This window comes from Streptomyces sp. NPDC003284 (genome assembly GCF_053589675.1).
Genome location: NZ_JBSFSI010000024.1, coordinates 66,426 through 80,533 on the forward strand (window position 1 = coordinate 66,426; position 14,108 = coordinate 80,533).

The window sequence follows — 14,108 nt, forward strand, 5'->3', positions numbered from 1 at the left end:
CTCAGCCCAGCCACACCGTGTCGAACCGCGCCCAGTCCACCGTGTTGGGCGGCGCCTCCCGCACACCCCGGACGGTGCGGGACACGGCGTTCAGCCACTGCGGATGCCCCCACAGCACCAGACCGCCCCGGTCGCGCAGCGTCGTCTGCACCGCGCGGTACCGCTCGGTGCGCCTGCCGTCGTCCGCCACGGCCCGTGCGGCGGTGAACGCCTCGTCGAAGTCCCGGTGCTTCCAGGCCGTCGCGTTCTGCGGGGCGTCGCTCAGCAGCCGCTCGCTGAGGTAGGTGGGGATGGTCATGGCACCGCACCGGTGGTTGGTGACCGTGCCCTTGCTCAGCACGTCGGTGAAGTACGACTCCGGCGGACCGTCGACGACCTCCACCCTCAGACCCGCCTCACCGGCCTGCTCGGTGAACAGGTGGGCGGCCTGCGCGAATCCGTCGGCCGCCGTGGAGGTGTAGAAGGTCACCTTCTTGTTGTACAGACCGGTGCGCCTGAGCAGCCGCCGGGCCTCGGCCACGTCCCGTTCGCGCTGTTCGAGCCCGTCCGGGTAGTACGTGTAGCCCTTGCCGTACACGTCGTTGCCGATCTCGGCGCGGCCCGAGCAGACCACGTCCACCAGCCGCCTGCGGTCCACGAGGAGCTTGACGGCCAGCGCCGCCCGCGGGTCGTCGAACGGCGCCCGGTCCGTCTTCAGCGCGAAGCCCTGCACCCCGCTGCGTTCGGTCGCCACCACCCGCACCCGGCTGTCGTGCTGCACCGTACGGGCGAAGGTCGGCGTCATCTCGTGCGCGAAGTGCACCTCCCCGCTGCGTACCGCTGCGGCGCGCGCCTCGGTCTCGGCGGACAGGATCCGCACCTCGTCCAGGTGCGGGGCGCCGTTCCAGTGGCCGTCGAAGCGGCGTCCGGTGAACTCGCGTCCCGCGGTGAAGGAGACGAACCGGAACGGGCCGGTGCCGACGGGGTGGCGCGGGTCGTTCCAGCCGTCGCGGACGACGGGTGTGCCGGTCATCGCCAACTGGCCGGGCAGTTCGGCGTCCGGCCGGGTGAGCGCGATCTCCACACTCCGGCGGCCCGCCTTGCGGCAGTTGGGCAGATCGATGTGGGCCAGGGAGTTCCTCGCGAGATGGTCGGCGGCGCGCGGGTCGAGGATCCGGGAGAGGCTGTACAGCACGTCGTCCGGGGTGAGGGCGTGCCCGTCGTGGAACCGGGCCTCCCGCAGCTCGAACCGCCACACCCGGGCCTCGGTGTCGCTCGACCAGGAGCGGGCCAGCCGCGGCACCGGCCGCAGTGTGGAGTCGAGTTCGACGAGTTTGTCGAAGACGGCCTTGTGCCGGGCGATGTCGACGAACTGCCGCTGCGCGTGCGGGTCCATCGTCTCCTTCACCCCCGCGCCCGGGAAGGCCGCGCGCAGCGTCCCGCCCTTCTTCGGCGCGGAGGAGCCGGAGTCCGCGGCCGAACAGCCGGTGAGCAGGCCGGCGCCTGCCGCGGCCACCGCGGTGAGCACACTCCGGCGGGTGGGGGTGACCGGCATGTGGACGTCCCTTTCAGCCTGTTGCTCCAGAACCACGGCACACGCATCAAATAAGCAATTGCAACGATCATGCAATAGCGGCCCGTGTGGGACTGGTCACGCGGGCGGCGCGGCGACCGTTCAGGCGGGCGGAGCGGCCCGGCCCCAGGTTGTCCGCTGCGCGACACTGCTCGTCCTGGTACGTCATTTCCGTCGGGCCGCCCGCCCCCTAGCGTGATCGGTGCGGCACCGGCCCCCCACTGCACGGCGGTGTCCCCGCACCCGCATCCCATGCCCGCCCACCAGGGGGAACCCATGCCCTTGACCGCGACCGACACCCGCGGAACACCACCCGTCGACATGCCACGCCGCCCCGGCACGGTGCTGTTCATGGTCTGTGCCGCGATCTTCATGCTGATGCTCGACGCGACCGTCGTCACCGCGGCACTCGCCGACATCCGCACGCAGTTCGACGCCTCCATCGACGGCCTCCAGTGGGTCATCGACGCCTATTCGATCCCGCTGGCCGGCCTCCTGCTGACCTTCGCCACCCTCGGCGACCGGTTCGGACGCAAGCGGATGTTCCTGGCCGGCATGGCCGTGTTCACCGGCGCGTCGCTGGCCCTCACCCTCGCCGGCGGCATCGTGCAGCTCGACATCCTGCGCGCGGTGCAGAGCGTCGGCGCGGCCATGCTCTTCGCCACCGCGCTGCCCCTGCTGTCGGCGGCCTTCCCCGAACCCGCCGCACGGGCGAAGGCGATCGGCGTCTACGGCGCGGTGATGGCGGGCGCGACCGTCCTCGGCCCGGTCATCGGCGGCGCGCTCGTCACCCGGTTCGGCTGGCGCTCCATCTTCACCGTCAACCTGCCCATCGGCGTCGCCCTCCTCGTGCTCGCCGCACTGAAGATGCCCGAGGCGGCCCGCGCGTCCGGCCGCCGGGCCGACCCGCTGGGCTCACTGCTGCTCACCGGCGGTCTGGTGGCCGGTGTGTTCGCCGTGACCCGCAGCAGCGTCCTCGGCTGGACGTCACCGGCCGTCCTCGGTCTGCTCGCCGCCGCGGCCGTCCTGGTGTCCGGCTTCCTGGCCTGGCAGATACGCGGAGCCGAGCATCCGCTGCTCGACGTCGCCATGGCGAGGAGACCCGGCTTCACCGGCACCGCGATCGTGTCGGTCGCCCACATGGCGACACTGATGGCCGCGACCACCTACCTCTCGCTGTTCCTCATCGGCACGCTCGACTGCACACCTCTCCAGATGGGCCTGCGGGTCATCCCGCTCAGCGTCGGCGCGATGATCGCCGCACCCCTGACCGCGGTCCTCGCGAAGAAGGTGCCGATCTCCGTCTCGCTGACCGTCACCATGGCACTCGTCGCGGCGGGCATGTTCCTCCTCGGCGGCTTCGGCCCCGACGACGACTGGACCCACTTCCTGCCCGGTGAACTGGTCGGCGGTGTCGGCCTCGGCGCGATCACCGCGGCCACCCAGGCCGCGTCCCTGACCTTCGCCGCACCGGAGAACGCGGGAATGGCCAGCGCCACCTTCGGCACGCTGCGGCAGGTCGGCATGGCTGTCGGGATCGCCGGACTCGGCTCGGTGTTCGGCCATGTGGCCCGGCAGCAGGCCGCCTCCGGCCTCGCGGCCGTACCGGGAGCGGACTCGGTGCCCCAGGACCTCAGGGACGCGTTCGTCCACCAGGTCGGGGCCGGCTCGGGTCACCAGGTGCTGGAGGCGGTACCGCCCCGGCTCCAGGGCAGCGTGCCCGCGCTGACCCGGGTCGCCGACCACGCGTCGGTCGACGCGCTCAACTCCGTGGCCACCCTCGGCTCGGTCGTCGCCGCGGTCTCCGTGGTCCTCGCGGTGATCGCCTTCACCGTCGACCGCGGCCGCGCCGCCAGGGCGGCGGCCCGAACGCGGCTCACCGGGGTGTGAGACCCTCACCGGCACCGGCACCACTCGCGCCGAAGTACGCCGCGGGAGTGGTGCCGATCTCCCGCCGGAACGCGGCGACGAAGGCGCTCGCGGTCCGGTAGCCGACCGCGCGGGCGACCCGCGCGATCGGCTGTCCCGCGCCCAGCAGCGGCAGCGCGGCGTCGAGCCGCTGAAGCGTCCGCCAGCTCGCGAAACTCACCCCGGTCTCGGCACGGAACCGGCGCGACAGCGTGCGCGCCGATGCCCCGACCTCCTGGCCCCACTCCTCCAGATCCCGTGCGTCGGCCGGATCCGCACGGATGGCGAGCGCCACCCGCAGCGCCAGCGGGTCGTCGGGAAGGATGACCGGCAGGGTCGCGACCGGCACGGGCTCCAGCAGGTCCCACAGCACCGCGGTGGCCCGCGTCCGCCGGTCCCCGGTGCCGATGCCGCCGTCCAGCTCCATCAGGTAGGACAGCAGCGGCCCCACCAGCCCGGTGGCGTCGACGATCGTCGGGGAGACCCACCGGAGCGGGCAGCCGTCCGGTTCGAAGTACAGCGAGAGCATCGCGCCGGACGCGCCGGGCAGGACCCCGTGCTCCACCCCACCGGGGATCCACAGCGCGCGCGACCGCTGCACGACCCAGCGGAAGTCACCCGCCTCCATCGTCAGCACACCGTCCGGCGCCCAGGCCAACTGGTGCTGCGGATGGCTGTGCGTGGGCAGTCCGCCGCCCGCCGCGAGCGGGATGACGATGCCCGCACGCTCCTCGTAGCTGATGCTGATACGCCCCGGGCCGCTCACAACAGCCCACTCTACGCCGGGCACTTCGGCACGGCGGCCGCACGAGACCTTGCCCGGCCCATCCCGCACGGGAAAGATCGACGACCATGCGCCCCGACGAACTCAGCCCCTACGAGAGCCGGTTGTGGCACGCCTTCGCCCACGGCGGCACCGTCGACCTCCGCGACGTCCGCGACGGCCCACCGGCCGTCGAACCGGAGATACGGGCCGAGGTCGTCGCGGCGCTGCTGACGGGCGCCGCAGCCGCACCCGCCCCCGGCGCCCGCCCGGCGCTGCGCCTCACGGGAGCCCGCGTCACCGGCCGGCTCGACCTGCGCTTCGCCGAGATCGCGGCGCCCGTCGCCCTGGACGAGTGCGCCTTCGACGAAGTGCCCCTGTTCCAGGGCGCGAACCTGCGCGACCTCGCCCTCACCGGCTGCGCCCTGCCGGGTCTCGCCGCCGACACCGCCCGGATCGACGGCCGGCTGGTCCTGTCCCGCTCCCGCCTGACCGGCCCCCTCGTCCTCACCCGCGCCCAGATCCACAGCGACCTGGATCTCCGCGAAGCCGTGGTCACCGCACCCGGCACGGAGGCGGTCTCCGCGGTGCGCCTCACCACGGGCGGCGACGTCCTGTGCACCGGTCTCACCGTCCGGGGCGCGTTCCGGCTCACCGGCGCCACCCTGTCGGGCGAGCTGGACATGGAGGGCGCCTCGCTCAGCAACCCGGGCGGCCACGCCCTCGACGCCTACCACGTCCAGGTCACCGAGGACTTCACCTGCCATCCGGGCTTCAGCGCCGAAGGACGGGTCATCCTCTCCGGCGCCACGGTCGCGGCGGCGATCGGCTTCTGCGGCGCCCGGCTGGACAACGCGGGCGACATCGCGCTGGAGGCCGTCGACGTCAGCGTCGCCCGCAACTTCGACCTCGGCCAGGGCCTCACCGTGAACGGCGGCGTCACGCTCGACGGCAGCCGCATCGGTACGCGGCTCAGCTTCCGCGACGCCACGCTGACCGACCCCGGCGGCACCGCCCTGTCCCTCCGCCTCACCCAGGCCCGCGAGACCGACCTGCGCACCCGGCGTCCGGCCGAGGGCACGGTGGACGCGAGCAACGCCCACCTGGGCACCCTCTACGACACCCCGGCCACCTGGCCCGCCGACCTGCGACTGGCCGACACCGCCTACACGGCCCTCGCCGCCCCGCTGACGGCCGCCGAACGGCTCCGCTGGCTCCGGCGCGGCAGCGACGGCTACCACCCGCAGCCCTACGAACAACTCGCGGCGGCCTACCGGCGGCTCGGCCACGAGGACGAGGCACGCACGGTCCTCCTCGCCAAGCAGCGCCGCCGCCGCTCCCTGCTGCCCCCGCACACCCGCCTGTGGGGCTACGTCCAGGACGCGACCATCGGCTACGGCTACCGTCCGCTCCGCGCCGGACTCTGGCTCCTGGCCCTGCTCTGCTGCGGCGCGCTCTTCTTCGGCGCCCACCACCCCGCGCCCCTGGAAGCGGGCAAGGCACCGCCGTTCAACGCCCTCTTCTACACCCTCGACCTGCTCATCCCGATCAGTGCCTTCGGCCAGGAGACCGCCTTCGCCCCCCGGGGCACCGGCCAGTGGCTCGCCTACGCGCTGACCGCGGCGGGCTGGATCCTGGCCACCACCACGGCCACCGGCATCTCCCGGTCGATCAGCCGCCAGTGACCGGCCCGCCCCGGTGCCGCGGCACCCCAGGTCACCGGGCGCGGCGCGCGGCCCACAGCGGCAGCCGCTCGAAGAACGCCACGGCCTCCTCGCGCCACCGCGGCCGCCAGCCCGCCGCGACCGAGGCCGCCTCCTCGGCGAGCCGGTTGAGGTCCGTGCGCATCCGCTCGTCGACCCCGTGCCGACGGGCGATGTCACGGACCTGTCCGACCGTCTCCGGGCGGCAGCCGGGACCGGCGAGCGCGGCCTCCACGACCTCCCGCTCGCGTCCGGTCGCCGCTGCCAGGACCGCGCACACCGCGTAACTGCGGCGCCCCTCCCGGAGATCCGACCCGGCCGGTTTGCCGACCGTGTCGGAGTCCGCGAACAGGTCCAGGTAGTCGTCGCGCAGTTGTCCGCCGACGCCCACCAGCGTCGCGTACCGCGCGAGGTCCTCGTCATGGGCGGCAGGATCCGCGCCCGCCGCGAGCAGACCCAGCCGCAGCGGGGCGAGCACCGAGTACCGGGCGCTCTTGTACTCGGACACCAGGTCCAGCATCTCCCGGTCGGGAACCGGGCCGAAGTCCCGTTCCAGGTCCAGGATCTGACCGGCGACCGTGTCGGCCCCCGCCGTCGCCTGGACGGCCGCCATCGCCTGCCGCAGCTCGGGGGAGACGGGCGCGGTCAGCAGGACCCGCAGCGACAGGAACGCGGCCAGGTCCCCGGCCAGGACCGCCAGTCCCAGGGCCGTCTGCGGCCGGCCGGGGAAGCGCTCGCGGTACGCGTAGTACACCGACGGCGCCCCCCGGCGCACGGGGGAGTCGTCGATGATGTCGTCGTGGATCAGCCCGTGCGTGTGCAGCAACTCCATGCTGAGCGCGGCCTCCTCCAGCCCGGCCACGGCCTCGGGGGTCACCAGCCGGGCCGCCTCGTACAGCAGGGCGACCCGCAGCCGCTTCCCGCCGCGCAACGACATGTCCCGCACCAGCTCCAGCGCCTCGGGCACGAACACCCCGCGCGAGGGCCGCTCCCGGGCGACCGTGTCGAAGTAGCGCGCGAACCCGGCGTCGAAGCGGTCCCGGTGGCCGGTGAGCCGCTCGCGGACACCGGTCTCGTTCCCAGTGGTCATCGTTCTCCCCGGGTCGGTGGGCCGAAGCAGAGTGGCGCCGGTCGGCACCACCGGCCCGCATTCAACACCACCCGTCCCCTCAGGCCCGCACGTCCGGTGCCGGGCTCTCGTGGGTGGCGGCCCAGGAGGCGAGCAGACGCAGGGCCTCCTCGGACGCCGAGCCGGGCTCGGCGGCGTAGACGGTCATCGTCAGGCCGGGCTCGGCGGCCAGTTCGAGACCCTCGAAGGCGAGCGTGACCTCACCGACGATGTCATGGTGGAAGTGCTTGGTCCCGGTGCCGTGGTGGCGGACGTCGTGGGCGCCCCACCGGGTGCGGAACTCCTCGCTGCGGGTGGCCAGTTCACCGATGAGGTCGTGCAGGTCCCGGTCGTACGGGTTGCGGCCCGCCTCGGTGCGCAGGACGGCGACGGTCACCCCGGCGAACATGTCCCAGTCGGGGTAGAAGCGGCGGGAGGCCGGGTCGAGGAACTGGAACCGGGCGAGGTTGGCCTGGTTGCCGGGGTCGGCGTAGAGATCGCGGTGGAAGGCGCGGCCGAGCTGGTTCGTCGCGAGGACGTCCAGGCGGCCGTTGCGTACGAAGGCCGGTCCCGCCGTGACGGCGTCCAGCGTCCACTGGAGGCTGCGGTGGACCTTCCACCGGTCCCCGGTGCGGTGGCGGCGCGGGCGGGCCAGGACGTCGGTGCCGTCCGCCGCCTGGGCGAGGTTCAGCAGATGGGCGCGCTCGGCGTCGTCCAGCCGCAGCACGCGCGCCACGGACTCCAGGACGGCGGGGGAGACCCCGGCGAGGCTGCCGCGTTCGAGCTTCGCGTAGTACTCGACGCTCATGTCGGCCAGGGCCGCGACCTCGCTGCGGCGCAGGCCCGGCACCCGGCGCCGGGGTCCCTTGGGCAGTCCGGCCTGCTCGGGGCTGATCCTGGCGCGCCGCGAGGTCAGGAAGTCGCGGACCTCATCACGGTTGTCCATGCCTCGACGGTACGGCCCGCGGGCCCCCTGAGCGATGTACTGCCGGTACACCCTTCACCGGTGACTCGCTCCCCGGCCCGAGCAGCGGTTTCCTGGAAGACGTGGCACCCGGAGGCCGCCCCGAGGGGCGGCCGGGGTGCCCGGCCCGGGACCGTGGCGCACAGCGCGCCGCCCTCGCCCCGGTCCGCCACCGCGGTCGGCGGCGACCGGCACACCGGAGGGTGCGCGGTCCGCCACAGTACGTCACGTAAGGAACTTCTCTCATGCGCGGAGCAGTGATCCACGCCCCCGGCGACATCCGCTACGAGACCGTGGACGACGCGAGGATCCAGCAGCCGACCGACGCCGTCATCCGCACGGCCGTGACCTGCGTGTGCGGCTCGGACCTGTGGCCGTACCGCGGCGCGGAGCCGACCGAGCAACCTCATCCCATGGGGCACGAGTACGTCGGCTTCGTGGAGGAGGTCGGCTCCGCGGTCACCGGCCTGCGGCCCGGACAGTTCGTCGTGGGCTCGTTCGCCACCTCGGACAACACCTGCGCGAACTGCCGCAACGGCTTCCAGTCCAGTTGCCTGAACCGTGAGTTCATGAGCACCTGCCAGGCCGAGTACGTCCGCATCCCCCACGCCCAGGGCACGCTCGTCGCCACCGACGGGGTGCCCGACGAGCGGTTCTGGCCGGGACTGCTGGCCGTCTCCGACGTGCTGGGGACCGGCTGGTGGGCGGCCGACGCCGCCGAGGTGACGCCCGGCTCCACCGCCGTCGTCGTCGGTGACGGAGCGGTCGGTCTGTGCGCGGTGATCGCGGCGAAGGAGAGGGGCGCGGAGCGCGTCATCGCCATGTCGCGCCACGAGAGCCGGCAGCAGCTCGCGCTGGAGTTCGGCGCCACCGACATCGTCGCCGAACGCGGCGAGGAGGGCGTGGCCCGGATCAAGGAGCTGACCGGCGGGATCGGCGCCGACAGCGTCCTGGAGTGCGTCGGCACCGCCCAGGCCATGCGGCAGGCGCTGCACTCGGCACGGCCCGGCGGCAGCGTCGGCTTCGTCGGGATGCCGCACGGCGTCGCCGTCGACGGCCAGGAACTCTTCTTCTCGCACGTCGGGCTGCGCGGCGGCCCCGCGCCCGTGCGGCGCTACCTGCCCGACCTCATCGACCGCGTGCTGACCGGGAGCATCGACCCCGGCAAGGTCTTCGACCTCACGCTCCCCCTGGACCAGGTCGCCGAGGGCTACCGGGCCATGGACGAGCGCCGCGCGATCAAAACACTCCTCGCACCCTGACGGCCGGGGCCGGACCCGCTGTCCGCCCCCTCGGCGCGAGGACCGTCCGACCTCGGCAGACACATCCCCGTCCGATCGACACGCACCGGAGGAAGCACCGAATGGAACTCATCGAACCCCAGCCCACCAGCAAGGCACCCGCGGACTGGTTCACCGGCGACGTGTGGTGGGACGTCATCGTCGCCGGCCGGGAACCCTCCCGGATACGGGCCAACCTCGTCCGCTTCGCCCCCGGCGCCCGGACCCACTGGCACGCGCACGCCGTGGGCCAGACCCTGCACGTCGTCTCCGGCATCGCCCTGATCGGCACCCGGGACGGCACCGTCCTCGAAGCCCACCCCGGCCAGACCGTCGCCTGCCCGCCCGGCGAGGAGCACTGGCACGGCGCCGCCCCCGACCGCTTCATGGAACACCTCGCCCTGTGGGAGGGGACCGGCGACGACACCCCGGAGACCCGGTGGGCCGAGGCTGTGACGGAGTCGCAGTACGGCGGGGCGCGTCAGAAGAGGCAGGAGTGAAGGGTATGGATCGTGACCTCGGCGCCGGGGAGTAGGGCTTCGTAGCGGGCCGGGGCCAACTCCCCCGAGTTCTGCCCCGGATACAGCTCGACCGAGCGGATCCGCGGGCAGCCGGCCGAGGCGGGGAAGTGCGCGGGAGGGGAAGTGCGCGGGAGCGGTGAGGCGTTCGCCGTGCCGGGTGAGGGTGCGCGGCGGGAGCACTAAGACCGTGTCCTATGTGGTGATCGCTCGTTGGGCTGTCTATGGGGCGGGGTACGTGGAGTTGGATTGTTCCGGACGGCTTGTGGGAGATCGCCGAGCCGCTGATCCCACCGTCGAAGGTGCGGCCGCAGGGCGGGGGAACGCAGGACACGCCTGATGAGCCGCTGTTCGCGGCGATCACCTACGTGCTGGTCAGCGGTTGTGCCTGGCGGGCTCTGCCGCCGTGTTTCGGGATATCGAAGTCCACCGCGCACCGCCGGTTCCTGATCTGGTCGCGGGCTGGCGTGTGGGGACGGCTGCACGAAGCGGTGCTGCACCGATTCGATGACGCTTGCCTCATCGACGTCTCGCGGGTCGTCCTCGACTCCGCTCATGTCCGGGCTAAAAAAGGGGCGAACTCACAGGTCCGAGCCCCGTGGACCGGGGTAAGCCGGGTTCCAAGATGCATGTCCTGTCGGACGCGAACGGACTGCCCCTGGTCGTCGGCGTCTCGGCCGCCAACACCCACGACAGCGAAGCGCTGAAGCCCATGGTCGAGGGTCACCAAACGAGACACGACCCCCACCGCGGCCGCCACTTCAAGCCTCAACGCATGCACGCCGACAAGGCGTATGACGTCCCCCACCTGCGGAAATGGTTACGCGGCAAACGCATCGGCGTGCGCATCGCCCGCAAAGGCATCGAGTCCAGCGAACGGTTGGGCCGCCGAAGGTGGGTGATCGAGCGGACGATCTCATGACTGTCCGGCTACCGCCGACTCAGCCCCCGCTACGAGCGCGACCCCCGTAACTACCTGGCCTTTCTCGGCCTCGCCGCAGCCATCTGCTGCCACAAGCGACTCGTCCGCCTCACCACATAGGACACGGTCTAAGGGGATCCGGTCGGCGAGGCGGGCAGACCCGCACCTGCCCGGTTTCCTGGGACCCCCCTTCCCAGGCACTTGTCCGACCAGGTATCTTGCATCGCATGGAACCAGGTGATTCGACCAAGCAGGCTCGGGCGGCAGCCCAGCTGCGCAAGGGGGTCCTGGAGTACTGCGTACTCGCCCTGATGCGGGACCGCCCCCGCTACGGTGTGGAGCTTCTCCATGCCCTGGAGGACTCCGGTGCCCTCGCGACCAGCCAGGGCACCGTCTACCCCCTGCTCTCGCGGCTGCGCCGCGACGACCTGGTCACCACCACCTGGCAGGAGTCCGCGTCGGGACCGCCCCGCCGCTACTACGCGCTCACCGACAGCGGGCGGGCCGCGCTCGACGAGTTCACCCACGTCTGGCCGGGCTTCCGCGACGCCGTAGACACCTTCCTCGCCACCCCGCACCACCCGCACCATTCCACCGGAGACCTCGTATGAAGACCACCGCCGACCCCGTACGCGACTACCTCGCCGCCGTCGAGCGCGAGGCCGGCGCACTGCCCGCCGACCGCCGCCAGGAACTCCTCGCCGATCTCGCCGAGCACATCGAGGTCACCCGCGCCGAACGCCCCGGTGTCGCCGTCGGCGCGGTCCTGGCGGAGCTGGGGGACCCCCGTGCGATCGCGGCGACGGCGCTGGCCGAGGCGGGGGAGCGGACCACCGGGGCGCAGGCCGCGGGCGGTGCCCCGGCACCCGCGCGACGGGGCAAGGTGCACCCCCTCGTCCCGCTCGCGATGCTCACCCTCTCGCTGCCCTTCATGATGGTCTTCCCCGGCCAGCCCGGCCCGCTGTTCGGCGTCCTGTTCCGCATCACCGGCGCGGTGCTCCTGTGCACGTCGGTGCACTGGACCGCCGTCCAGAAGTCCACCGGTGTCCTGGTCACCGCCGTCCTGCCGACCGCCGTCATCGCCACCTGGAACCTGTCGCGCGGCGGCCCGTTGGGTGGTTCCCCGGCCCTGGTGGCCAATCTGGCGATGCTCGCCCTGCTGACCGGCGCCGCGGCATGGCTCTGGCGGGTCCGCCGGCCCTGAGGTGTCGCTACAGCCCGACCGGGTTGAGATAGGTGGCCGGGTGGGTGGCGCCGTCCTGCTTGAGGATCTGGCCGCCGAACGGCCACTTCAGCGTGAAGTGCCGCGTCTCGTCCGGCGGTGTGACCAGGAACGTCGCCGGGACGAACTTCTCCTTCCGCGGCGTGGAAGCGGCCACCGGGAGCAGGGTGATGCCGAAGTCCACCGTGTCGCCCCGCTCCAGGGTCATCCGCACGGGCTTCGCGGAGGAGCGCACCAGCGACCAGGTGCCGTCGGTCTTCTGCGCGCCGACCATGTCGACGCCGGCGAAGCCGGACAGGGTGCAGGTGCGCTTGCTCCGGTTCGTGAACCAGATGTGCGCCTGCGTCTGCTTCTTGGTCTGCTTCATCTCCGGCATCGCGTCCTCCCCCGTGGCGAAGCCGGCCTTCAGATCGGCGGTGTGGCAGCGGGTCGGCCGGGCCGCGGCGGGGGCGGCCGAGGCCGGGACGGCGGCAGCGGCGGTACCGGTGGCGACGGCGGCCGCAAGGGCCACGGTGATCAGTTTGCTCTTCATGGAGTTTCGCGTTCCCCTCGCAGGACGGACCGGCGCGCGCGGTCGGTGCGCGCCTGTGCACCTGAAGATGCGCGACACCCGTGGGAGGTTCGGCGTCAGGAAGAACCTTTTGCGTGACCTCGGGACCCGATGGGAACGCTTGCCCGTATGCCAAGTACGGGTGTTCCCATGGGGGTTGCGGGCGCCCCTGACGGCGGCGGCCGGACGGCCCGCGGCACGTGACACGGACCCGCGAGGCCGCGGCCGACGCCCCCGCCCTCCGGCTTCGCCGCCGACCGGCTCGGCTGGTATTACTGGGGCATGCAGGAAGAGACCGCACGCTCCGCGATCGACACGTTCATCTCCGCGTTCAACGCCTCGGACGACAGCTATGTGACGGCCCTGCTCTCCCAGGCCCTGACCTCGGACGTGGTCTTCTGGGGGCCGTTGGGGCGCAGCGAAGGGATCGAGGCGGTCGAGCGGTTCGTGCTGGACATCCGGCGCCACCCGGCCGGGACCGGCACGATGGTGCGCTGCTCGGCGGTGGACATGCCGGACGAATGGGCCCGGTACCAGTGGGTCTTCACCACCCCTGACGGAGGCCCCCGCCTCGCGGGAACGGACGTCGTCCATCTGCGACGGAGCCTCATCGACCAGATCATCGTCTTCGCGGGGGAGATCGAGCCGTTCGCCTCCTGAGCCGTCCTTCCGCCGCTGCCCTTCTCCCGAACCTGCCCCGTCGGCGCTCCGGCCCGCTGTTTCCCCGGTCGGAGCGCTACCGGGCGCCGTCGTCACGGGCCGTGCGCCGCGCGGACCGGGCCGTCGGCTGGGCGCCGCGTTCGGTCTCGTCGCGCACCAGGAGGGAGAGCAGCGAGGCCACGGAGAGACCGGCCTCCGCCGGGTGGCGCAGCACCTTGTCCGGCTCGATGCGGTAGGTGTTCGTGCGCCCGTCGCGGGTGTGGGAGAGGTAACCGCCCTCCTCCAGATCGGAGATGATCCGCTGGACGGCGCGCTCCGTCAGCCGGCAGTGGGCGGCGATGTCCCGGATGCGGACGTTCGGGTTGTCGGCGATGGCCGCCAGCACACGCGCGTGGTTGGTGATGAACGTCCAGCCGGTGTGGGATTCGGGTACGGCGACCATGCGCAGCATTTTAGAGCACATCATTGCCGGAATGCGGATACGTGACATACTTTTCGTGCAATGGCTGACCGGCTCCCGTGGGGGGAGGCGACAGTGAGGAGCCCGAGAGTGCCTTGGGAAGAGGCCCCGATGTCCGACATGAGGAGCACTGCCGGGAGGGGTGACGGGGTGCCGGAGCGGACCGGCCCACGCGCCTCGGCGGGAGCCGCGGTGATGCAGTACGAACTGCGCGGAGTCCGGGTCGTCGTCATGCACGGTGCCTACGACCAGCACTCGATCCCGCCCCTGGAGGAGGCGCTCGCCGCCGCGGCCCGGGACTGCTCCCTCGTGGTCCTGGACGCCTCCGGTGTGAGGTTCGCCGACTCGTCCCTGCTCAACCTGATGCTCCGCACCCGCCGCGTGGTCGCCCTGCGGCTGGCCGCGCCGCCGCCCCAGCTCCAGCGGCTCCTGGAGATCACGGGGGCCGACGCGGTGCTGGACACGCGGGCGACCGTGGAGGAAGCCGTCGGCGCATAG

Annotated in this window: 14 protein-coding genes and 1 pseudogene; 9 read left to right on the forward strand and 6 right to left on the reverse strand. The window is 72.6% G+C overall.

The genetic code is table 11. The annotated features are described in order from the left end of the window. Window position 1: 1 nt before the first annotated feature. The gene (locus ACWDYF_RS32870; RefSeq protein ID WP_389474022.1) at window positions 2-1,534 is read right to left on the reverse strand and encodes an ABC transporter substrate-binding protein; all 1,533 of its coding nucleotides are present in this window, start codon (window positions 1,532-1,534) and stop codon (window positions 2-4) included. A 294-nt stretch (window positions 1,535-1,828) separates the two neighbouring features. Between ACWDYF_RS32870 and ACWDYF_RS32875 the strand changes: the two genes are divergently transcribed. Then, entirely contained in the window at window positions 1,829-3,442 is a 1,614-nt protein-coding gene (locus ACWDYF_RS32875; RefSeq protein WP_389474020.1) for an MFS transporter, read from the forward strand. On the opposite strand, the gene ACWDYF_RS32880 is transcribed toward ACWDYF_RS32875, so the two are convergent. Continuing rightward, window positions 3,429-4,226, reverse strand: coding sequence for a helix-turn-helix domain-containing protein (locus tag ACWDYF_RS32880; RefSeq protein ID WP_381736934.1), 798 nt, complete (start codon window positions 4,224-4,226; stop codon window positions 3,429-3,431). The genes ACWDYF_RS32875 and ACWDYF_RS32880 overlap by 14 nt on opposite strands. 86 nt (window positions 4,227-4,312) lie before the next feature. On the opposite strand from ACWDYF_RS32880, the gene ACWDYF_RS32885 reads away from it, so the two are divergent. Next, the gene (locus ACWDYF_RS32885) at window positions 4,313-5,908 is read left to right on the forward strand and encodes an oxidoreductase (RefSeq protein ID WP_389474018.1); all 1,596 of its coding nucleotides are present in this window, start codon (window positions 4,313-4,315) and stop codon (window positions 5,906-5,908) included. Between the two features lie 31 nt (window positions 5,909-5,939). On the opposite strand, the gene ACWDYF_RS32890 is transcribed toward ACWDYF_RS32885, so the two are convergent. Together ACWDYF_RS32890 and ACWDYF_RS32895 are read right to left on the reverse strand one after the other, a co-directional pair. Continuing rightward, window positions 5,940-7,016, reverse strand: a complete 1,077-nt coding sequence (locus ACWDYF_RS32890; RefSeq protein WP_389474016.1) for a polyprenyl synthetase family protein — start codon at window positions 7,014-7,016, stop codon at window positions 5,940-5,942. Window positions 7,017-7,095: 79 nt separating this feature from the next. After that, window positions 7,096-7,980, reverse strand: a complete 885-nt coding sequence (locus ACWDYF_RS32895) for a helix-turn-helix transcriptional regulator (protein WP_389474014.1) — start codon at window positions 7,978-7,980, stop codon at window positions 7,096-7,098. Between the two features lie 263 nt (window positions 7,981-8,243). Here ACWDYF_RS32895 and ACWDYF_RS32900 point away from each other — a divergent pair, with 263 nt between their 5' ends. The 5 genes and pseudogenes from ACWDYF_RS32900 to ACWDYF_RS32920 all read left to right on the forward strand — a co-directional run bounded on the left by ACWDYF_RS32900 (window position 8,244) and on the right by ACWDYF_RS32920 (window position 11,922). Continuing rightward, a complete protein-coding gene (locus tag ACWDYF_RS32900; RefSeq protein ID WP_389474012.1) occupies window positions 8,244-9,260 on the forward strand; it encodes a zinc-dependent alcohol dehydrogenase family protein in 1,017 nt (338 codons plus the stop codon). Window positions 9,261-9,361: 101 nt separating this feature from the next. Beyond that, complete coding sequence (locus tag ACWDYF_RS32905) at window positions 9,362-9,778, forward strand: (R)-mandelonitrile lyase (protein ID WP_389474010.1); 417 nt, start codon at window positions 9,362-9,364, stop codon at window positions 9,776-9,778. A 242-nt stretch (window positions 9,779-10,020) separates the two neighbouring features. Then, a pseudogene (locus ACWDYF_RS32910) lies at window positions 10,021-10,838 on the forward strand (IS5 family transposase). A gap of 107 nt (window positions 10,839-10,945) precedes the next feature. Further along, window positions 10,946-11,329, forward strand: coding sequence for a PadR family transcriptional regulator (locus tag ACWDYF_RS32915; protein WP_026252246.1), 384 nt, complete (start codon window positions 10,946-10,948; stop codon window positions 11,327-11,329). Then, entirely contained in the window at window positions 11,326-11,922 is a 597-nt protein-coding gene (locus ACWDYF_RS32920) for an HAAS signaling domain-containing protein (protein WP_381736929.1), read from the forward strand. Before ACWDYF_RS32915 ends, ACWDYF_RS32920 begins: the two co-directional genes overlap by 4 nt. A 7-nt stretch (window positions 11,923-11,929) precedes the next feature. On the opposite strand, the gene ACWDYF_RS32925 is transcribed toward ACWDYF_RS32920, so the two are convergent. Continuing rightward, a complete protein-coding gene (locus ACWDYF_RS32925) occupies window positions 11,930-12,472 on the reverse strand; it encodes a DUF4232 domain-containing protein (RefSeq protein ID WP_389472800.1) in 543 nt (180 codons plus the stop codon). Window positions 12,473-12,772: 300 nt separating this feature from the next. On the opposite strand from ACWDYF_RS32925, the gene ACWDYF_RS32930 reads away from it, so the two are divergent. After that, the gene (locus tag ACWDYF_RS32930) at window positions 12,773-13,150 is read left to right on the forward strand and encodes a nuclear transport factor 2 family protein (protein WP_037894940.1); all 378 of its coding nucleotides are present in this window, start codon (window positions 12,773-12,775) and stop codon (window positions 13,148-13,150) included. A gap of 76 nt (window positions 13,151-13,226) precedes the next feature. Here the strand turns inward: ACWDYF_RS32930 and ACWDYF_RS32935 are convergent, their stop codons facing one another. Beyond that, on the reverse strand, window positions 13,227-13,592 hold the full coding sequence (locus tag ACWDYF_RS32935; protein ID WP_381736926.1) for a helix-turn-helix transcriptional regulator: 366 nt from the start codon (window positions 13,590-13,592) through the stop codon (window positions 13,227-13,229). Between the two features lie 213 nt (window positions 13,593-13,805). On the opposite strand from ACWDYF_RS32935, the gene ACWDYF_RS32940 reads away from it, so the two are divergent. After that, on the forward strand, window positions 13,806-14,108 hold the full coding sequence (locus ACWDYF_RS32940; RefSeq protein ID WP_389472795.1) for an STAS domain-containing protein: 303 nt from the start codon (window positions 13,806-13,808) through the stop codon (window positions 14,106-14,108).